Annotated in this window: 14 protein-coding genes and 1 pseudogene; 7 read left to right on the top strand and 8 right to left on the bottom strand. The window is 41.5% G+C overall.

What is annotated here, in order from left to right; all coding sequences use genetic code 11:
* Window positions 1–29 precede the first annotated feature (29 nt).
* The 3 genes from V7K31_RS23405 to V7K31_RS23395 all read left to right on the top strand — a co-directional run bounded on the left by V7K31_RS23405 (window position 30) and on the right by V7K31_RS23395 (window position 3,881).
* Window positions 30–740: a GDYXXLXY domain-containing protein gene (locus tag V7K31_RS23405; RefSeq protein ID WP_335097191.1), complete on the top strand. Its 711-nt coding sequence runs from the start codon at window positions 30–32 to the stop codon at window positions 738–740.
* A 220-nt stretch (window positions 741–960) separates the two neighbouring features.
* Entirely contained in the window at window positions 961–3,504 is a 2,544-nt protein-coding gene (locus V7K31_RS23400) for a CPBP family glutamic-type intramembrane protease (protein WP_335097190.1), read from the top strand.
* A gap of 197 nt (window positions 3,505–3,701) precedes the next feature.
* Window positions 3,702–3,881, top strand: coding sequence for a hypothetical protein (locus tag V7K31_RS23395; protein ID WP_335097189.1), 180 nt, complete (start codon window positions 3,702–3,704; stop codon window positions 3,879–3,881).
* On the opposite strand, the gene V7K31_RS23390 is transcribed toward V7K31_RS23395, so the two are convergent.
* Window positions 3,844–4,251 carry a universal stress protein gene (locus V7K31_RS23390; RefSeq protein WP_335097228.1) on the bottom strand — a complete coding sequence of 136 codons (408 nt, stop codon included), beginning with the start codon at window positions 4,249–4,251 and terminating at the stop codon, window positions 3,844–3,846. The two genes, V7K31_RS23395 and V7K31_RS23390, sit on opposite strands and share 38 nt — an antisense overlap.
* Before the next feature lie 89 nt (window positions 4,252–4,340).
* Here V7K31_RS23390 and V7K31_RS23385 point away from each other — a divergent pair, with 89 nt between their 5' ends.
* Window positions 4,341–5,543 carry a phosphoglycerate kinase gene (locus V7K31_RS23385; protein ID WP_335097188.1) on the top strand — a complete coding sequence of 401 codons (1,203 nt, stop codon included), beginning with the start codon at window positions 4,341–4,343 and terminating at the stop codon, window positions 5,541–5,543.
* 136 nt (window positions 5,544–5,679) lie between these two features.
* Window positions 5,680–5,988 (top strand): hypothetical protein, encoded by a 309-nt coding sequence (locus V7K31_RS23380; RefSeq protein ID WP_335097186.1) that lies wholly within the window; start codon window positions 5,680–5,682, stop codon window positions 5,986–5,988.
* A 159-nt stretch (window positions 5,989–6,147) separates the two neighbouring features.
* Here V7K31_RS23380 and V7K31_RS23375 read toward each other — a convergent pair whose 3' ends face one another.
* Window positions 6,148–7,335 (bottom strand): calcium-binding protein, encoded by a 1,188-nt coding sequence (locus tag V7K31_RS23375; RefSeq protein WP_335097184.1) that lies wholly within the window; start codon window positions 7,333–7,335, stop codon window positions 6,148–6,150.
* A 714-nt stretch (window positions 7,336–8,049) separates the two neighbouring features.
* Here V7K31_RS23375 and V7K31_RS23370 point away from each other — a divergent pair.
* Window positions 8,050–8,919, top strand: a complete 870-nt coding sequence (locus V7K31_RS23370) for a TauD/TfdA dioxygenase family protein (RefSeq protein WP_335097182.1) — start codon at window positions 8,050–8,052, stop codon at window positions 8,917–8,919.
* A 97-nt stretch (window positions 8,920–9,016) separates the two neighbouring features.
* On the opposite strand, the pseudogene V7K31_RS23365 reads toward V7K31_RS23370, so the two are convergent.
* The 3 genes and pseudogenes from V7K31_RS23365 to V7K31_RS23355 all read right to left on the bottom strand — a co-directional run.
* Window positions 9,017–9,160: pseudogene (locus V7K31_RS23365) on the bottom strand (IS701 family transposase); the annotation flags it as partial.
* Window positions 9,161–9,232: 72 nt separating this feature from the next.
* Window positions 9,233–10,363 (bottom strand): glycosyltransferase family 9 protein, encoded by a 1,131-nt coding sequence (locus tag V7K31_RS23360; RefSeq protein ID WP_335097180.1) that lies wholly within the window; start codon window positions 10,361–10,363, stop codon window positions 9,233–9,235.
* Window positions 10,364–10,443: 80 nt separating this feature from the next.
* Window positions 10,444–11,406: a glycosyltransferase family 9 protein gene (locus V7K31_RS23355; RefSeq protein ID WP_335097178.1), complete on the bottom strand. Its 963-nt coding sequence runs from the start codon at window positions 11,404–11,406 to the stop codon at window positions 10,444–10,446.
* 344 nt (window positions 11,407–11,750) lie between these two features.
* On the opposite strand from V7K31_RS23355, the gene V7K31_RS23350 reads away from it, so the two are divergent.
* Window positions 11,751–12,356, top strand: a complete 606-nt coding sequence (locus tag V7K31_RS23350; protein ID WP_335097176.1) for an acyltransferase — start codon at window positions 11,751–11,753, stop codon at window positions 12,354–12,356.
* Between the two features lie 443 nt (window positions 12,357–12,799).
* Here V7K31_RS23350 and V7K31_RS23345 read toward each other — a convergent pair whose 3' ends face one another.
* The 3 genes from V7K31_RS23345 to V7K31_RS23335 form a co-directional block, all read right to left on the bottom strand.
* Window positions 12,800–14,056 carry a glycosyltransferase family 4 protein gene (locus tag V7K31_RS23345; RefSeq protein WP_335097174.1) on the bottom strand — a complete coding sequence of 419 codons (1,257 nt, stop codon included), beginning with the start codon at window positions 14,054–14,056 and terminating at the stop codon, window positions 12,800–12,802.
* Window positions 14,057–14,154: 98 nt separating this feature from the next.
* Window positions 14,155–19,866, bottom strand: a complete 5,712-nt coding sequence (locus V7K31_RS23340; RefSeq protein ID WP_335097172.1) for an amino acid adenylation domain-containing protein — start codon at window positions 19,864–19,866, stop codon at window positions 14,155–14,157.
* On the bottom strand, window positions 19,863–21,791 hold the full coding sequence (locus V7K31_RS23335) for a non-ribosomal peptide synthetase (protein ID WP_335097171.1): 1,929 nt from the start codon (window positions 21,789–21,791) through the stop codon (window positions 19,863–19,865). Before V7K31_RS23335 ends, V7K31_RS23340 begins: the two co-directional genes overlap by 4 nt.
* Between the last annotated feature and the right edge of the window lie 26 nt (window positions 21,792–21,817).

Here is a 21,817-nt window from a genome sequence, read left to right as displayed (position 1 = left end):
CAATACCTCTGCTTTTTAGGACTACGCTCATGACTAATAGTTCTTCTGAATCTAAAAATCAAACCTTGTCTCCCGAAGCCGAATTCTCCAGTAAGGTGACTTTTCGGGATTACTTGATTGCTACTGAACAAAAATCGAATAAGCCCTTACCTTTTTGGCGGTTACTAGCTCCCTTGGCGCTGCAAACAGGGCTAATTATGGCAGTACCAGCCCAAGCGCTTTATACAGATGTGGCGGGCAAAACGGTGATTTTGCAAACCGTACCTGTAAACCCTAACAATGTGCTGCAAGGTAACACCTTAGCGTTAGATTACAACATATCCCGTACCGCAAATTTGAGCAGACTATCTGGTTGGCAGACGTTAGTCAGCAAAGGTCGGGGAAGTGGCAGAAGATTGCCTGAAGGAACCAACATCTACGTGACTTTGCAAGAGCAATTATCCTCTGGTCGTGGTATTCCTAGAGCTTGGAGACCGTTGCGAGTAAGTAGCGATCGCCCCACAACTCTTAGAGCCAATCAGGTAGCCTTAAAAGGTGTTTATCAGGATGGCTCTGTTAACTACGGCTTGGAAACATATTACATCAAAGAAAACCAACGGCGGCAGATTAGTAACGACTTACAAGCCCAACGCGCCCGCAGGGGACAAGTACCACCCATTGTGGTGAAGGCGAAAGTAGATCCACAGGGTAAGGCAGTGCCAGTTAGTATGTGGGTGCGCGATCGCAACTATCGCTTTTAAGCTGTCATATTATGTCCGCTTGATTACTTGTTCAACCCCAAGAACCCCTCCCCACCTGCTACGGTGTACACACATCCCTGTAAAAAAGCAAATCTCAATACGGTTCGGTTAGGTTTTATGGCGGTGATTTTGGGTGTGTAGAGACGCGAAATTTCGCGTTTCTACATCGATAGCGGATATTAGAGTAAGATTATCAGCAACTAAAACTTGCTGATAACATATGATTTGGCGTGGATTGAGTCGAAAAGCAAGGCTACTATTTACGATATTTTTACTGCTAGTATTCATAGCAGTAATTGCGGTGTGGCAACTCTCCCCAAGACAACCCCAGCTAGTACAAAAAGAAAACAATTACGCGATACATATTCGACAAAATTTTAATCAATCTGGTTTTTATCCCGTTGCACAAATTCCATCTGCAAACCTTTATAAACCTATTGCAGACTGGGTAGGAAGGTTAATTTTACCAACGAAACAGCAATTAGAAGATGGTTTGGATTGGGTATGGATGGAAGTGCAATATGCACCGCCAACAGCACAAAATTTGGTAGGCAATATTGTGCGTTTGGAGTGGAAAAAGAATAAATATTTGCTTGCTCACGTTCAAGCGGTAACGCGAGATATAAATTTCAATTCAGAAGTGATTAAAAGTCAAAAAAAAGGAAACATTCATCCTTTTCGACTAAATCGAGTTCGTCAGGTAGGCATTTTACGTTCTTTGGCTGGTGCAAATCCTGATGATGATGCAATTGTTGCTTTAGATTCAAGTACAATTATTGATGCAAGTCAAGAAAAATCTATTTTGCAAATTGAACGCGAACCTGTTTTGGCAACTGGTAGGTTTTATGGTTTGGTAAAAATAATTAAACCGATGAAATCTAGCTACAAAACTATTTTATTCACAGAAGCAAAGCAGTATAGCGATTATTTTTTTGTACAGCATTATAACCCTAATTCAAATAAGTTTGATGGTCTTCAAGAAACTATTCGTATTCCCCAACAAGGAATAGATACGCGAAATTTTGCTCCTTCAAGTTTGCAGCAAATCGAAAAATCTCCTGCGGGTGAAGATGGGTGGTATATTTATGGCGCTGCCGATGCAAAGGGCGTATTTACGGTAGCCGCACTTGCACCTCGTTCTCTGTTTCAAATTCAACCCCGTCAAATCATTACTGGTGAAGAATTAGGGCTAAATTACATCCAAGAGGCAAATTGGCGAAATACCGATAAAAATAAAGGTAAATTCAATACTCTACTGTTAAAACCTGTAGAAACACAAAATTCACTTAATCAATCTATATCAAAATGGCAAGAAGGTAATAAAGCTATTGTACTACACCTATTCGGTGGAATTGGTGGACGTAAAGCTGAACCAGTCGGAGTACCTTATACTATCACCGGACATTTTGCTTTTGGAATCGCTGAAGTTGTCCGCGACGAGTTTACTAACGAATTACGCTTCGAGACTAAATACCACCAAATTTATGCCCATAATCCTGATGGAATTATTGCCGGAACGCATACATGGGCTGATTATATGGGTAATTTACAACGTGGTTGGCTGGCAACACGTCCAGTATCAGATATTCTGATCAAATTCGACCCTGTAACGCAAGATTATGATTTTGATGGTGTTAAACTTTCGCCTTTAGAGCAATTCCAGCAGCAATTACAGGTAACAATGGCTCGTTATCGGGTTGGCGATGGAACTGGCGGCGCAATGGTATCACCTGCTACCTCATGCGTCCAAGACTCAAGCCAAGCACTTTATGCTACGATACTGGCAATTAAAAACCAAGTTGCAACAACTCCTCAAATTCAAACTTGGATACGCGCAAACCCCAATCACCCGCAAGCATTACGCTTTCAGCAGCTAGTTGAATTAGGTGAATCTTTGGAACAACAATTAGCACCCTTGGGTATAGTTCGCGCTGATTGGCAGAGTCAAGCAGGTAGACTCGCAGGTACGGGAATAGGAAAAACGACGAAACCATTTCAAGATGGTAGTATTTGGGCTGGTTTGACAACATGGCGAACAATAATGCCTAGACTTGCACACGACGATCTCGCCGCAATATTTTTAAAACATGGTGCGATTATGCAAGTATTACGAACCAATCAAGTAGGTGGTTGGCAACCTAATATTACACCCCTTGCACCAACAGTATTTTTGGGACAAATTAAGATTCCTTTTACCAATATTTCACCGCTTTCAATTCTTTTAAATCGCGTTTTAGCGTCCTTAGCAGTTCCGACACTACAAGATTGGTTAGTGATTGTTTTACTGCTGATAATTTATAGTATTATTGCCCTAGCTTACGGCTGGAAATTTGGATTTTTACAGATCCAATTTTGGTCTGCGAATTGGATTGATCAAAGCTTGTTAATATTGCGTTGTTTATTTTTACCTGGGATTGTTGAAGAACTCTTTTTTCGCGTTTTTTTGCTTCCTCATCCTAGCGAAATCAGCAATTCGTTTAGATGGCCTTTGTGGGCAATAGTGAGTTTATTATTATTTTTTTTGTATCATCCATTGAATGCTAAAATATTTTTTAAAGCTGGAGTTACCACATTTTTCAATCATGTTTTTCTGGTTTTAGCCTCATTGTTAGGAATTATATGTACTGTTGCATATGCCCTAACAGGATCTTTGTTTGTGATAGTTTTAATTCACTGGGTTGTTGTAGTAGTTTGGTTAATTGTTTTTGGCGGAATCACAAAATTAGATAATACTCAAAAAAGTCATAACACTAAGGTGTATTAACAATTCACGCATTCACCCATTTTAATGTAATAAAAATTGCTTTTATCTCGGTATTGCTAATCGGCGATCGCACCACCTTTAAGATGATCTCACAAAATAGCATTGCTCCCATTTAGTAGGAAGCAACGCTATTTTATGATATCGGGTCTTAATTCTCAATTAGATAGCTCAATTTTGAACACGGCTAATAGTAAACCTTGATGCCCGTATTTAGCATCACCGAATCTAGGACAACCTTCCCCAGCTGCGTTGGTGCAACAACCGCAGAACTTTTTATTGGCGATCGCTACAAATTTAGCAGTATTCAGCAACACAATGGCTTCTGGGCACTGCCCACTGCTAAGGCACAATCAGCACTGGGCAAGGAGAAAGATTAATTACGCGAGTGGTAACACTATCACTTACTCCCTCTTCAGTCAAGCCTAGCCCCCGACAGCCCATGATGATTAAATCGGCCCCGATTTCATCAGCGACATCGCAGATAGTAAAAGCTGGTTTGCCTTGCCTTTCCAGGGTTTCGGATTGAATTCCTTGCCCAGAAAATAAAGCTTGGGCATTTTCCAGCAGTTTAGCAACTACCTCTGGTGACACCATCGGATCTGCACTAGGCGCATCTTTTGGTGGTTCTTCTACCACAGACAGCAGCACCAAGCGACTGCTGTATTTTTTGACTACATTGGTAACTACATCAGCAGCTTCCCGCGTTTCCCGGCTTTGATCGATAGGAAATAGTACTGTCTTAAATATCTCTGTCACTTGGGTACCCCTGACTCCGGTAAAATCTGGATGGTTCTACTTTCAAAACAATAACAAAAAGGCAATCAGGAGAGTTTGGTGTGTCAAAAAAAAGTTTAGCAAGTTTATCTGCAGCTGATATATCTGGGAAACGTGCCTTAGTACGGGTTGACTTTAATGTGCCTGTGGATGATCAAGGCAACATTACCGACGATACTCGCATTCGCGCCGCTCTACCAACCATCAGAGATTTGACGCAGAAGGGTGCTAAGGTCATTCTCGCCAGCCATTTTGGGCGTCCCAAGGGTGTGGATGACAAATTACGCCTAACTCCCGTTGCCAAGCGTCTCTCAGAGTTACTGGGGCAAGAAGTCATTAAAACTGATGACTCCATTGGCGATGAAGTTGCAGCTAAAGTTGGCACCCTGCAAAATGGCCAAGTGCTATTACTAGAAAATGTCCGTTTTTACCCAGAAGAAGAGAAAAACGACCCAGAATTTGCGAAAAAGTTGGCAGCTAATGCTGATTTTTATGTAAATGATGCTTTTGGTACTGCACACCGCGCCCATGCTTCTACTGAAGGTGTGACTAAATTCCTCAGCCCTTCTGTGGCTGGATATTTGGTTGAGAAGGAATTGCAATATCTGCAAAACGCCATTGAAAATCCCCAACGTCCTTTGGCGGCAATTATTGGCGGTTCCAAGGTTTCCAGCAAAATTGGCGTGATTGAAACGTTGCTGGAGAAGTGCGACAAGCTGATCATTGGCGGTGGGATGATTTTCACCTTCTACAAAGCCCGTGGTTTGAATGTCGGTAAGTCGTTGGTAGAAGAAGACAAGCTAGAACTAGCGAAATCTTTGGAAGCGAAGGCTAAGGAACGTGGTGTCAGCTTACTGTTACCTACAGATGTGGTTGTAGCAGATAACTTTGCCCCAGATGCCAATTCTCAAACCGTTAGCATTGAGAATATCCCAGATGGTTGGATGGGTTTGGATATTGGACCTGACTCGGTGAAAGTTTTTCAAGATGCCCTTGCAGATACCAAAACGGTAATTTGGAACGGGCCGATGGGTGTGTTTGAGTTTGATAAGTTTGCCGCAGGTACGGAAGCGATCGCTCATACCCTCGCCGAAATTAGCAAAACTGGCACAACTACCATCATTGGCGGCGGTGACTCAGTAGCGGCTGTGGAAAAGGTTGGTTTAGCCGACCAAATGAGCCACATCTCCACCGGCGGCGGCGCTAGTTTGGAGTTACTTGAAGGCAAAGTATTGCCTGGAATTGCGGCTTTGGATGATGCTTAAGAAAGTTAGCTCTTAAGCTATTGTTAACATCAGCTAATTGATTGCAAATTTAGTAAGGGTACGGGATACTGTGCCCTTACTATTTTTGTTAATATTTTTGCAACCATGCGGCCAAAGTTATGGAAGTGATTTTGTAATGGCAAGAATTGAAGAAATTTCAGTCAAAAACTATAGAGTTCTCCAAAATATTATCCTAAAAGATATCAAACCTTTTTCCATTTTTCTTGGTCCTAATGGTAGTGGCAAGAGGGAGCAACGCGAAAAAGTGAGATCGGGGTTTGGTTCTCAATTATACCCCTATATTCTCAACAAAACCTGGTTTTTTAGTTGCGATGCCTACGGCGGGCTGCGCCTACGCATCCTGAAACAAGCTGTATACGTCCCAGGTTTCAGCACCTCACCAAATCGCGTTGCTCCCGTGGCAAGACTACTTTTTTTGATGTGATAGGTTTTCTTTCAGATTGCCTTACTACTAATGTTCGCAAAGCCTTAGAAAAGCGTGGACGATTTCAAGAAGTTATTTCCCGTGATTGTCAAGGTCAAGAAATTGAAATACCCTAGTTGAATTACTCCAAAATTTGTTTGAGTTCCAGCATTTTCCCGCTCATATAAAAGTGAAATTGTTACTCTCAAGGCTAAGACCCACTACCCCCTGCACAAGACCTATGATTTCATTTTGCTCTCCTCCCAGTTTGTCTAAGAATATTCGTGTATTGCTTCCAACAACTTGCAGCAGGTAGTCCTGTGGACTTCCTTTGAGTTGAATTCGATCTTGACTAGAGTCGAAATCAGTAATAATAGCCAAGTCCCCAAAACCAGGACTCGTAGTGTTGTTATCGTCGTAGAAAACATTTACAGCGTCCCCCAGGATAAATCTATCTGCCCCAGCGCCACCAATCAAGGTATCAGTTTCCCCGAATCCAGGTGGAAGCGGACTACCGGGGAAAACACCGATGAGGATATCGTTTCCAGGCCCCCCATTGAGTACGTCATTGCCGGGTCCGCCCTGTAGACTATCATTGCCGTTGCCAGCATTGAGGATATCATTACCGAAATTACCATCTAGTGTGTCATTGCCTCCTGCGCCATTCAGAGTGTTGTTAGCAAGATTACCAAAGATGAAGTTGTCAAGACTGTTACCTGTCCCGTCGATGGCGCTAGTTCCCGTCAGCCTCAGATTCTCCACATTCGCAACCAGTGTGTAGGTGATAGAAGACCGGACGATATCTATATCTAAATTAGCGGCCTCTATAATCGTGTCACTAGCGCTGTCAATGATATAAGTGTCGTTACCTGCTCCCCCATTTAAAATGTCAGTACCCAAGCCCCCATCAAGTGTATCATTGCCATTATTACCAAATAATTGGTTATTTTGGTTGTCGCCAATAATGCTGTCATTTGCATTTGTGCCGATGACATTATCAAAGTTGACCGCAGTAAATGACAATTTTCCCAAACCAGGAATGTTATTGGCACTCAAACTTTGGGCTTGCAGATTAACGGTGATAGATACTCCAGCCGAAGATTGGGATGCATCTATGGTGTTGTTGGCAACATTAGCATTCGCAATAATCTTTTCTACTTTAAAGAGTTGGTCTTGCCCAAATCCCCCAGTTTTTTGAATGGTTCCGACACGCGACAAGGTAATGGTTTGACCTAGTTGACTGTAGTCTGCGGTATCAATGCCATCTCCGCCATTAATGCTGTCGTTTCCCTTACTGCCCTTGAAGGTGTCATTGCCTGCAAAACCGTTTAGAGTGTCGTTTCCTGTAGTGCCAAAAATAACTGCCATTTTATCTCTCCTGAATTTCTCACTAATACGTAAGTTCAGCCTCAGTCAAAGAGCTAATGAATAGTTGTTTATAGATTACTTGCCATTTGCATAATCTAAGTTAGAAAAAATTAATTATTTGCTTAGGAACTTCTCAAGAAAAATATCCAATTACTGATTGGGGGCTGAACCTAAAAGTCCGCCTTTTGTTAGTGTGGGCGAGACCCATACTCTACAAAATTAGATAATTTCTTTTTTGAAAATCCCTTAATTGATTACCAAAATGGTAAGTAATTAGGTCAAATATTTTGCTTCTTTTTCTAAACTTTTTTAACTGACGCTGTAATTATTTAATTACCATGAAGTACAAGGTTACATCATTTTCTTTATCAAAAGTTTAAATTATTAATAAGTGCGATTGATAATAGATTTAAATATGTGTATAACAGTTAATTAATTATTGTTTAAACCTCCTAATTTTTTTGGTGAATATTGCGATATTTTTCAGATAAACACCGGATAGTTGTTAAGTTAAATTTCAACATCAGATTTTTTTGTCACAAATATCCTTTTTTTACAAAAAAATCTGATGTTAAAGAAATACCTTGTTAAATATATAAGTTTTATTAATATATTAATCGAGAATTTTTTTGCTTAATAACACTTAAACTTTACATAAATTTTATATAATTATTTGGGATCGGAATAGTTTGCTCCAAAAATACTTGCATAGCAATGACTCCAATAACTAAACACCAACCAAGACTCGGAGTTGAAGTCCTGCGGGATTGCAATCTTAGCAATCTCACAAATCTAGAGTCGCGTGAATTAAAGGAATCACTTTGGAAACATGGCGTTGTGGTAGTTAGACAGCAACACCTCACCGCAAAGCAGTTAGAAGAATTTGCCAGGAAGACCTTTGGTGACTTAATGTTTGCCTATTCCCAAACCAAAACATTAGATCCCGATATTAGTCCAGACCTCCAAAGCCAATATGTGGCTATCTTGGGTAATCCCAAGGGACTTACTCAAACACCAGTAGGGAAGATTGCTTGGGAATGGCATCATGATAAAGATGGCGTCCCCCGCACAGAGAGACTGGATATGAATGCCCTATATGTTGTCATGCTTTATGGTGTGGAATTGGCTGCAGAAGGTGTAAATGGGCAGCCCCATACCACAGAGTTTCTCGACATGATAGAGGCTTATAATAACCTAGATCATCAACATCAGCAGCAGTTAGAACAGATGTCGATGTATCATTCACCACCAATGTTTTATAAGAATATCAATGTAGAGACTGATATACCGAGGAAAGTGCAGCCGATTGTGTCTACTCACAAAGTCACTGGTAAAAAGGGATTATATCTAGGTTCGGACACTGCGATCGCAGTTGGTATGGAAGATAGACCAGAGGAAGCAAAACGTTTCTGGCAAGATTTATTTAGGACTGTTCTGGACTGCACACCAGTCTACTCCCATGTTTGGCAGCCAGGAGATATTATTTTTTGGGACAACTCACAGGTGATGCACAGAGGTACACCCTATGATGCAACGAAATACAAGCGGATTGCGTTGCGTTTAGGGGTTGTGGACAATACTTAATTCGTAATTCGTAATTCGTAATTCGTAATTCGTAATGACGCTCGCGGACTCGCTCTAAGCGGATCTATGCCGTTGGCGAACGCGAACAGGAAGAACCAAAACTGTTCACACTGTCGTGTGACACGTTTTCTAATATCTCTGCTAATCTACAACATCCCCCATGTTTTGGTTCTGATAACAAAAACAGCGTGTAATGTTCCAAATTGCATTGTGCTGTGGAGGGTTTGCTGATTTCTCTGATTGTCCGATACCTAGTCAGTGGATGATACTTTTTATCAATCCACTCTTTTGCCACTTTGTTAATGCGTAAGTCCTAGTCGTGTTTCTTTAGCAGGCACTGGAGATAATCGATAACTTGCTTAGAAGACAGATGGCTCATACAGGGGTGGTCTGGCACAAGACAGGACTTATTGCTAAAACTATGCTCCTGACACAAGGTACATTTGAAGGTTGAAAGCGCTAAATGTACGTGAGGTTGTCTTGGTTTCCACAAATGTATTGGACTGGCTCCATCGCCGTCAACATCATTACCGAAGAGAGCAATTGTATGGCATCCCACCGCAGCTGCAATATGCAATGGCCCTGCATCCACTGAGATGAAGGCTTTGGTTTGAAGAAATGCGCCTGCCAATTCTAACAGAGATGTCTGACCTCTGAGATCAATCAAAGCAGTAGTTTGTAATAACTCGTCCTCTATAGAACCTGCATTGTATAGCGTTTTCTGTATCTTCGGCGCACTACCCACTAAACCGACACTCAATCCTTGTACCGCACACCACTGGATAACTTGCTGCCAAGCGTGAATCGGCCAGAGTTTAGCAGGTCGGGTGGCTGTCACATGAATTAGCACATCAGGTACAGGAAAATTAGGTTGCTGACTGGGCAGTTCTAGCTTGAAAAAGTCGGTTTCAACATAGGCTAAACGACAGAAGATTTCCCCAATGTAGTTGCTCTGAATCACGCCTTGATGCCGTTTGACCAATTTAGAACTATTCCAATCTTGATCCTGGAGGAGGCGTTGAATTGAATTCGCATTTTCACCTCCATCAAGCTTTTTCTGAAAGTCTTGTGTCAAAGCCGCTCCTGTCACATACAGGGGACGTAGGGCAGTTGTCATCACTAGGTTGATGGGGCTGAATTCATCACAATTAATCGCTAAATCGTAAGAGCCTGCAACTTGTTGCCGTTGATGCACTACTTGCGCTAACTGCACTAAGATATCATCACGATCGCTATACAGAGAAAAGCGCCAATCAATGTAGGGACAATAGAGTTCAAAATCTTGGGTTACGTCACTGCCAAAAAAATCCAACGTGCAATCTGGATATTTTTCTTTCAGACCTCGCAGCAAGGGGGTAATTACTACATAATTGCCAACCTTGCTGGAGCCGAACACGGCAAGATGGGGGTGGGAGCGTAAGGATTGATCGACAAAGACCTGCATATTACGGATTTCTTACAAATTTTTCAAGTTATTTTTAGATGATGCCTGACAACAATTTTCCAAACATTCTCTTAGTTTTATCAATTCGTGATTAGTTTACTGAGTCGATTAAAGGAGTTGAGTTGTTCAAGAATGAATTCCAAGCAGTCTTCAAGGACTTCCTTCTTTTTCTCACCAAGAATAACTAGATTCTGATTTTGAGGATAAGACCATCGACGCAGATGGGCAATGCTAAATCCTTCCTGCTTTTCTTCTTCTAAAGAAGCTTTTCTCACAGCATCCCATAAAACCAGTGTTGGTTTCTGAAATGCAGTGGCAATATGAGAAGGCCCAGTATCAAATCCTACATATAAATCACTTGCCCAAATCAGAGCCATTGCTTGTCTAATGGTTGTTTTAGGTGCAAAAATAGAAAGCGACTTTTGCTCAAAGTCATTATTGCCAATATGTAAAAAACTTACTTTGTTTTTCAAGTAATCGACTAATTCCAGCCAATAATCTAAGTGCCAAGGTGAGTCTTTAGTACTCGATGAAGTCCCATAGGGACAGATACAAACAACGGGACGTTTGAGGTGAGCAAGGGTTTTTAATCCCCACTGCATTTCTGCGTGAGATAAAAATAAAGAACCCCTTAATTGACGAGGCCGCAGTCCATGAGCAAAACAGATATTTTCTATGATATGACGGCTTTGACAAAAATTATCTGACTCAATGGACAGTTCTACCATGATATTCGGGTCTATGTCATCGGCATTGATAATTGTCTCAATATATGGATTGTTCTCCCAGATGGAATACCCGTTTTCCTGAGCATTTTTATAGTAGTTTAAAGGAGCAGTCAATAATTTTATGAGTCGCCCTTTGTTTAAAGATAATGCTTCGAGTAATGGTGTATAACAGACACAACTTCCTATTCCGAGATAACTAGGGATTGCCAAGTCACAGTTATACTTTTCAGCATAATATTTTGATGCAATTAATGGTTCTGAATCTCGAAATCGGGGATAGAAGATAGATTGACTTATGCTGCTGTTATTGAACATATTTTGTTTCTCTGTATTTAAAAAATTCAATTTTTAGTAAAAAGGCAGTTTTTTAATTTTGCGATTGCAACAATTGAGCCATCTCAAAAGCTACCAATCTACAAAAACACCAACCCATAAACAAATAAGGACTAGAGAAATTTTCAAGTAGCTTTACATAATTATTTTAGGATTTATTAAGTGCAACGGTGGAACTTTCTCTACTCGAACTATTTCATTTTTTTATTAATTGTGATTTCATTTAAAATAAAGCACATAACATTATATCATTACAAGAGTAACGTTAAAAAAATAGTAAAAGCGACCAGAGTTTTTGAAGTACATAAATTTAGGATAATAAGCTAATGACAGTATCCCCCAAGCCACAGCAGCCACAAGTTACTAGTAAGCTACTATCTCCCTTGCTAAAAGCTTGTAGGTGGTTCAGAGAGTTTTGTAATGGTTGGAGTTCTTATCTACTCAACTTAACGGGTTATGTACCGTCGCACTTCTTTCGTAACTTTGTCTATCGCTCTTTTGGAGTTAAGCTTGCCCAAACTAGCTCGATCCTCTCGCGCACTCGTTTCATGAATCCTCAAGCACTTTCTATAGATGAGCATACAGCTATAGGGCATGATTGCATTTTCGATGCACGCCAAGGCATCTCTATTGGTTCATGTGTCAATCTGGCGTCGGAAACTCGCATTTATACGATGCAACATGATATTGATGACCCCTTTTTTGAAACAACTGGCGCACCAGTCGTAATTGAGGATTATGCTTATATCGGTACTTGCGTTATCATTTTGCCAGGTGTTCGTATTGGTAAAGGCGCGGTGGTAGCCTCCGGCGCAGTAGTGACAAAAGATGTGGCACCTTACACAATGGTAGGCGGTGTTGCTGCTAAGTTCATTCGGGAACGCTCCCAATATCTGCGATACAAGTTAAACCATTCCAAGTGGTATCTCTAAATTTACCTTGATAGCTGAACAGCTTTGTAAAGACGTTATACCGTTTCACCTTAAAATTGATACAGATGGCAAGCTGTTATTGAGCAGGGGAGGCTCTTGAGGCAGGGGAAGTAAGAAAAGTAATTTGTATCAATAATTTCGTGAAATGGTATTACACCTCCGCTCTCTACACGCAAAAATAATACTTACCTGAACGGTATTGAATTATAAGGACGTGATCGCTTGATAATTTCAGTAAACAGAAAAGTTTTGCGATCGCGAGAAAATAGCAGCGTATAATACCGTTTTCTGGGAAATGTACATAGTGTGATTGCGAGGAATGAATCATAAACTGAGTTGATGAATTAATCACTTAAAATCGGCCCAAGCCAGGCTAAGTCAGATAAACTTCACAAGCGACAGAATATTTAGTTTTTAAGTAGCTAGTTTGGTTACTTCTACCCCTATAAGTTAAGAATTTGCTGGTACAACTGAACGTACCGCTGGGCTTGCACCTCTAACGAGTACTCTTCAACCGAAACCTTGCGGCAATTTTGATTCATCCGATCACGTAAATTAACGTTTTCTAATAGTTGGACAATCCCATTACAGAAATCATCAGCATCTTCAGGTTTTGCTAAATAGCCAGTGATACCAGAACGGACATAATCTGGAACGCCACCAACATTGAAGGCAACTGTCGGCGTACCACAAGCTGCTGCCTCCACACCGACTAATCCGCAAACATCAGCACGGGTTGGAAACAGAAATAAATCGGCGGCAGAATAGGCAATGGCTTTTAAGCGATCGCTGCTAATATAGCCAAGGTGCAGTACTTCTATTTCTGCGGCATTTGAGATTGCCTTCGCTTCATCCCCAAAAGTCAGCAACACGGTTTCAGCTTTGAGCGATTTAGGTATGCGAGAAAGAGCTTTGAGCAATAGATCGCCACCTTTACGCCGATTGGTCATGTCTTGTGCTCCAAATATGAGAACTTTTTTATGCTGGGGAATTCCCAGTTCAGATTGACACTGCTGTTGATCGAGTGGTTGATAGGCTACTGTATCAATTCCGTAGGGAATGTGATGAATGGGGAAACAGTTGAGCATACTCTGTTTAGCGCATTCAGCCAACCAGCGACTAGGAGCCACGATCGTTAAGTTGGAGTGTTGATATGCCCAATTCTTTAACTTCCACTCTAGAGATGTGGCATCTCGTTGAATCGGAGGTAACGCATTAGGATAAGGACATTTTCCACAACCAGTTTGCCATTTTGAACAGTCATAACTGTAGGCACAGTGTCCCGTGAAACTCCACATATCATGTAGCGTGTAAACCGCAGGTTTATCTCTCGTTAATGAGGGAAGCATGAGATAGGAAAAATAATCATCATGAAGCAGGTGAAAGTTGAGTAAAGCAGCATTCTGATAACAGGCTTGATGTTTAAGAGCAGCAATTGAGGGATTGGCAACGTAATTTAAGCCAATTCGTCTTGTAATTGAGTTTGCTAAATCAATAAACTGATTTTTTCTTTGGACAATCTGTACCGTATTTTTAAAATTATTAGCTTTTTCCTGAAACACACCATCAATTTCATCTTTGTAGGCAAAGAAAGATTGAATACCGGCTCTGGATAAACCTTGATGAAGATTGTAGGCAGCAATAAATGCACCACCTAAGCCAAACCAGTTATTAATATGAAGTATATTGAGAGAATTCATTTTACTTCGTCTCCAGTGCCTTCTCTTGAATCTCCAATCTGGGTAGTGCTTTTTCACCCCCCTAGTTAATACCTGCTACGTGAATTCTTAGCATAGGACTATTTGATAGGACTTGAATGTACTGTCTTAAAGAGGTCTGAAACAGTTATTTCTGGATGGCTAACAAGCTGCATCAAAATCTCCTGATAGTTGTTTAATAGACGATCAATTGTCTCTGCTGTAAATTTCTCAGTACCATATTTAGCCCTGATTCGGATTGTTTTCGACAATTCGACGTAAAACTCCAACGGAGGTGTTTTGCCATACAGTTCCATTGGTATATCGCCCCATTGTTCCGGTGCGATCGCTTCCCAACCTGGCATTTGATCTTGAACCGAGGGGGTCATGGTAATGCTTGCCAGCAGATTCAGGGGACGTAAGTGTTGGATCTGGTTAAGCACCCGATGCAGCGGCACCTCTTTATGTTCGATCGCTTCATTGACAGTTTCTTGAAGTTGTTTAATTACGGTCGAGCCAGTCTGTTCCGGCAAGATTAGCGATCGCAGAATCACGTCATTGATAAAGCAGCCAATCATCTGCTCTGTGTCTGGCCCGGTGCGGTTGCCGAGCGTTGCCAGAATCAAAATCTCATTTTGTTGGTTCCACTTCGCTAAAACAAGTTTGAAAGCGCTCAACAAGATGACAAAACTCGTCACCCTCTGTGAACGACCCAGCCCTTCAATCGAACGAACGAGAGACTCAGGTAAGTGGATAAAACGGTGCCCTGCCTGTTTACTAGACAGCATCAGACTTGGTGAGGGGTGTAACTCGTCATCAACGAGTTTGCGTTGCCAATAGCTGAGTTGCTGTGCGATCGCGGACTCGTTGTAGACTTGCTGCTGCCACAAGGCAAAGTCTGCATATTGGCATGATCGGGCTGGCAGGGGCGAAGGTCGCCCATTGGTGAAAGCCTGCATCAATGCGTCTAATTCTTGCAGAAGTATACCAAATGACCAACCATCTGTGATCAGATGGTGCATGGTAATCACCAGCCAATGCTCATCCGGATTCAGTTGTAATAAGGCAGTTCTGATCAGGGGAGCAACAGCCAAGTTGAAGGGCTGCTGACGTATTTTAATTCCCAAACTAACCGCTTCCGACTCACGCGCCTCTGGGGGTAGGTGCTGTAGATTTTCATAGACTAACGGCAGGTGCAGGTGAGGTAAAACGATCTGCATCGGCTGATCGTTGATGACAGTGAAGACCGTGCGGAGATTCTCATGACGGCGGATAATTTCATTAAAACTTTGCTCGACGACCTCTGGTAAGAAGGAACCCTTAACTCGCATCAGAGTCGAACTATTGAGAGTTGCAACCGTACTTGCTGATTGATGCAGTGACCACAAGCCCTGCTGTGATAGCGATAGTGGCACACATGTAGATGGGCTTCTCTCTAAGCCAGACATGGCTAGCATGGTAGAGGGAATCCCATTTGAACTGAGTGTTGGATGGGCTTTGAACGACTCAATTAACTTGCTGAGGGCGGCGATTGTCGGGGTTTCAAACAGACACCGCAGGGGAAAATCAATCGCAAAGGCTTGGCGAATTCGGAAGATAAGTGAGGTCGCCAGCAGAGAATGTCCTCCCAAATCAAAAAAGTTATCGTAAATCCCGACTTTCTCAATATTGAGAATCGCAGCCCAAAGGTTAGCTAAAATTTCTTGGGTGGGGGTGCTCGGTAGTATAAAGCTAGATTCTAGTCTACTCTTGAAATTTTCCGGTATGGGTAGAGCGCGGCTATCAACTTTTCCATTGGACGTTAAGGGAAACTTTTCTAGGACAACAAAGGCAGATGGAATCATGTACTCAGGCAGTCTTTCATTGAGATAGTGGCGAAGGTCTTGAATATATGTCTCTAAACTGTTCCAAGTCGATTGGCGATCGCCTATACTTTTTGATCCCGTTTTTTGAGGGAAACGCTGCTTTATTGTTGTCCGTCTCCCATAAATATTATAGAGGGGGGTTGCTTCGAGTAATTTGTCCTGATCAATGGTCAAATCATATCCATGAAATTTCAGCAACTCCGTAATTTCAGTAAGTCTGCCATTAATATCATGAACCTCAACAATAATTTGCTGGATTTTTAACCAATCTCTTTCTTGAATTCCTGCTAATACATCCCGTTCACTTTTTTCCACATCAATTTTGAGTAAATCAATGCGCTCAATTTGATTTTCTTCGATGATCTGAGAAATTGTTTTTAACTGACAGGTAAATTGCTCACTCTGCAAGCGTTCAACTAATAATTCATCCAGTACTTCCTGTGATCCAGTTGTCCCATTGCCTGTTCCCGCATGTTGCTTGAGCAAAAAGGATTTGACAACTTCTTTTTCCTCAGATGCGTCAGCAAAGCGTCCAGAAATGACGGAAACATTGGGAGAATAGGTAAATTCAGCAGATTTAGTTTCCCCAGAAAGACCAATATTAAAGACTTTGGCATCAAGATTGTAAAGTTCTGCATTCAAGCGTAACAATTCAAAGATAGGGGGAATAGGTTCAAAAGCATAGATTTTTACTTTTGGGCAAGCTTGAGCAGCAAATAAACTAAACAAACCGATATTCGCCCCGACATCAAAAATGCAGTCTCCTTCATCAAGGGTAATCCCATGTTGTAAATAGGATTGATCGGTAAATATTTCCTGATAAAGAAATTCTGTTTCTGTTTTATTGAGATGAGCAATCGTCATCGCATTGGGTAACTCATAGAGAGAGCGATCGCCTAGTATACCCTGCTCTCTTAAATGCACCAAATTGAAAATAGTTGAAGCTTGGATTTGGTCAGGAACAATATAGGCTACTAATCGCTTATTATTAGGTTCATCCTCTCTGGCAAGTACAACACAATCTTGTACAGCTTGGTGCCCAGAAAGTAGTGCTTTAATTTCTCCTAACTCAATCCGAAAGCCCCGAATTTTGACTTGATGATCGATCCGTCCTTTATACTCAAGCTCACCTGTAGGCAAATATCGTGCTAAATCCCCTGTTTTGTATAAACGCCCTTGCTGCTGATTACTAAAGGGATTGGGTACAAACCGCTCCTGGGTCAGTTCACTGCGCCGCCAATAACCCCTCGCCACACCACCTCCACCAACATAAAGTTCTCCGACCACTCCAATCGGTACAGGTTGTTGGTATTTGTCCAGAAGATAAATCTGTAAGTCGGAAATCGGCAGCCCAATTAAGCTACTTGTGGCTTTCACATCAGCTAGGGTTAAACGACGGATTGTCACATGAACCGTTGTTTCTGTAATGCCATACATATTTACCAATTGGGGTAGTTGATCCCCATGCCGCTCAAACCAAGGCTGCAACAAAGGTAACGAGAGTGCTTCTCCGCCAAATATCACTACCCGTAAACTCAATTTTTCTGTTGTCTTGGAATATTCATCAACTTGAATTAGTTGGTAAAAAGCGGATGGAGTTTGGTTGAGAACAGTTACTTCCTCAGCAACCAGTAAGTTGTAGAATGCTTGCGAGTCTCGGCTCACCTCGTAAGACACAACCACAACACACCCGCCATACAGCAAGCCTCCCCACAGTTCCCAAACCGAAAAGTCAAATGCAAACGAGTGGAACAGAGTCCATACATCCGTTTGATTAAACTGATACCAATCTTCCGTTGATTTGAATAACCGAACGACATTGTGATGAGTGATTAATACTCCTTTGGGCTTTCCTGTAGAGCCGGATGTATAAATCATGTACGCTAGGTTATCACCCTGCACACCACTGACTAAGTTATTTTGGGAGTACTGAGCAATTTTGTCTGCCTCTTTATCTAAATAGACAACAAAATTGCTTTGGTCTAGAGTGTTGCGTAATTGCGAATTCGTTACCAATACTTGCACTTGTGCATCTTCTAGTATGTGGTTCAACCGTTCTTGCGGATTACTGGGATCTAGTGGTACATATGCCCCTCCGGCTTTGAGTATTCCCAATATACCCACGATCATTTCTAGTGAACGTTCTACGCAAATGCCTACTAATGTTTCTGGTTTTACACCCAGAGTTTGCAAGTGATGTGCCAGTTGATTAGCCTGCTGATTCAATTCCCGATAAGTTAGCTGTTGTCCTTCAAACTTAAGTGCTACAGCTTCTGGTGTCTTCTCCACCTGTGCTTCAAACAACTCATGCAAACACAAAAACTCAGACTCAATCCCCTGTATTTCTTTCCCTAGCAACTGCTCCCTTTCTGTAGCGCTGAGTATTGACAAATTGCCGATACGCTGATTTGGAGATTCAACAATTCTTGCTAGCAAAGTCTGAAAATGTCCACTGATGCGCTGGATTATTTCTTCATCAAACAGATAGGCGTTGTACTCTAGTTTCCCTTGCAGTTCTGAATTTGTTTCCCATAAGTTTAAGGTTAAATCAAAGGTTGCTCCGGCTGTTGGTTTATTCAACTCCAGTTCCGTTGTAATGACTCCTGGAAGTTGCAATTTCTCCTGGTTGATAGTTTCTAGAGTAAACATCACTTGCAAAAGGGGATTATTACCCGATTTGCGATCTATTTTCAGAGCTTCAATAACTTTAATAAAGGGAACCTCACTATGAGCATACGCTTCTAAAACAACCTTTTGTACTTCAGTTAACAGTTCTCGAAAGGTAGGATTATCAGGAATCTGAATACGTAAGGCAAGTGTATTGACAAAAGCACCAATAAGTGGGTTTATTTGCGCTGAGGTGCGATTAGCAATACCAGTTCCAATAACTAAATCTTCCTGATGGGTGTAGCGGGAAAGTAAGATAGCGAAAGCAGTCAGGAGGGTGGTAAAAAGGGTTGTCCCAGACTGTTGACTTAACTGCTTCAACTTGCCAGTTACCTCAGCACTCACAGACAACGGTACTATACCAGATTGAAACGCTTGCTTTACGTTATCATTGCGATCGCCTAGCGTCTTTAAAGGAGAATCGCTTAAGTAGGGCAGTTCCAAAACAGGCACAACGTCTGCCAACTGTTGCTGCCAGTAGTTTAACTGTCGGTGAAAATTCTCAAGAGTGGTCTGTTGATTTTGCCAATGAGCAAAATCAGTATATTGAATAGGGAGTTCTGGTAAAGAAGCTGTTTTTCCTGTTGAAACTTCTTGATACAGGGCTGATAATTCCCGCAAAAATATCTGGATTGACCAATCATCACAGATAATGTGGTGCAAATTGAACATCAACAAGTGAGTCTGAGAATGAAGACGGATTAAAGTTACTCGCCATACAGGAGACTGATTCAAATCAAAAGCACGGGTACGCTCTTGGAAAAGAAGTCGTTGTGCTTGAGAAATACGCTCAGTTTCTGATAAGTTCTGCAAGTCAATTACAGGAATGTCAAAGGTCATCTGAGGTGTAATGACCTGTACTGGCGAACCATTCACCACCTTGAACCCAGTCCGAAGAATGGAATGACGCGCAATCAAACATTGGATTGCTCGCTCGAAGTTGGGAATATCCAGGTCTCCTTCTAAGCGAAACGCCCTCACCATGTTGTAGATATAATTTGACTCTTCTAGGTGATGGAGTAGCCAAAATTGTTGTTGAGTAAAGGATAAAGGCAAACCATCATTTTTTATAGTTGCATCAACGGGTTTAATAATTGATTGTGATTCAATTGTTGATTGATTTAGAAATGCTAAAATTTCTGTTTTGTATATTTTTATTTGAGCCAGTATATCTGAAGTTAGGATACCTTTAGGTGCTTGATAGCGAAGGTTGTTGCCATCAACCCAGACTTTGATATTGAGGCGACCAAGTTCTAACAACAGTTCATCAAGTGTTTTCATAGCATCCCTTCTTCACAATCATCTGTGCTATCAAGCACATTCTTTTGTATTAATGTTATCCGACAAGTGTTTTCAATACGTTTGGCTAGTTGAGCAATCGTTGGTAATTCAAATACAGTAACTAAAGGAATATTTATTGAGAAAGCGTTAAATAATTGTGCAATAAGTTGATTAACAAGTAGGGAATGACCCCCTAATTCAAAAAAGTTATCATGAATTCCAATTTCTTCTACCCTGAGAATTTGAGTCCAGATGTCAACCAGTATTTCCTCAGTAGGAGTGTGAGGCAATAAACTTTCTAACGGCGCTCTTTGGATCTGACTGAAAGCGGGTAAACCCAAACGGTCAACTTTGCCATTGGGCGTTAGGGGTAGCGCTTCTAAAGTCATAAAAGTTGAGGGAACCATGTAGTCTGGTAGGCTTTCTAAAAGCAGACTTCGTAGTTCTCGGAATGAGAGTACTTGTTGAGGAACGAGCGGCACAATGTACGCTCTTAAACCTAGATTATCAGGTGATGCTACGACAGCAGCCTCTCGGATGAGGTTGGTATTGATCAATGCCATCTCGACTTCCGAAACGTCGATGCGGTAGCCCCTGACTTTCACCTGGAAGTCTTTTCTGCCTAAGTGCAAAAGGCAGCCATCTGGCAACATACAGCCTAAGTCGCCAGTTTTATATAACAGCTTATTTTCTTCTTGGACATTTTTCAAAAGTACTGCTTCGGTCAGGTCTGGTCTTTGCCAATAACCACAAAAGAGATAACGACTTCTGACTACAATTTCACCAATCTGATTAAACTCAACTGCTTTACCTTCATCATCAATTAACAAAACCTCATGATCCTCAACTGCGTAGCCAGCTGGTACAGTACTGCCAATAATTTCTGTTTTCCGATCAACAAAGTACTGCCGAATTGGGCTAATTTCTGAACCTCCTAAATTGGCAACAAAAATACAGTCATTAGAGAAATGCTGCTTGTAAAGTTCTACATCTTTTTTATAAACTGTCTCACTCCCTACCTGAATTAAACGCAATTTAGGGAACTTATCTTGTTGAGTTAAGGTGTTGACAAAATGGCGAAACATAGTCGCCACTGCAAAAAAGATGGTTATTTCTTGCTGGTTCAGCCAGCTACTTAAACCTATTAACCCTTCTTGTTTAACGTCATATGGCAGAAGAGTTGCACCATTGAGCAACGAGCAGAAGATATCCCTTACAGCACCAGCAAAATTTGGGGAGTATAAAAGCGCTAGCTTATCATTGGCACAAATATGACCGCTGTTGGTATAGTTCATCGTCAAATGCAAAACATAACGATGGTTTTGGATCACGCCTTTGGGCTGCCCTGTTGATCCAGAAGTATAAATGATGTAGGCAAAATCATCTGGTTGCAGAGGTATATCTAGATTTTCACAAGAAATGCTGGAATCTATCTCGTCAATATTGAGTATTTCTAAGCCGCTGATTTGCAATTTTTTGGCAAATGAGATATTTTTGCTATCTGTTAGCAATAAACCTGCTTGTGAATCTTTGAGAATATAGCTAATCCTTGATTGTGGCAGCGAGGTATCTAGTGGTACATAAAACTTACCAACTTTCAATATACCCAATATTGCAGCAATTATCGAAGCACCACTCTCAAATAATATTGCAATCGGTTCTGCTTGGCGTTCAGCTTCGCTGCGCCGAAGGCGATCGCGCTTGATTAAGATAGCCCTGGCTATCCGATTGGCGAACTGATTCAGGGCATCATATGTGAACATCTGCTCCCCAGTCTTAACAGCAATCTGCTCAGGATACATATGTACTTGTTTTTGAAAGCGCTCAGGAACCGATAGTTCAACATCTTTCTTGTCGAACTTTACAAAGGGGTTATTTGGATGGACATGATGTTTCTGAATTAACTGTTGCAACGGGTTATTCATCGTTGGTTTTCATAATTAGAGTTATT

This window comes from Nostoc sp., assembly GCF_036917675.1.
Classification (GTDB): Bacteria; Cyanobacteriota; Cyanobacteriia; order Cyanobacteriales; family Nostocaceae; genus Nostoc.
Note: the sequence above shows the minus strand (reverse complement) of the source record. Positions and strands in the feature narration are given on the sequence as shown.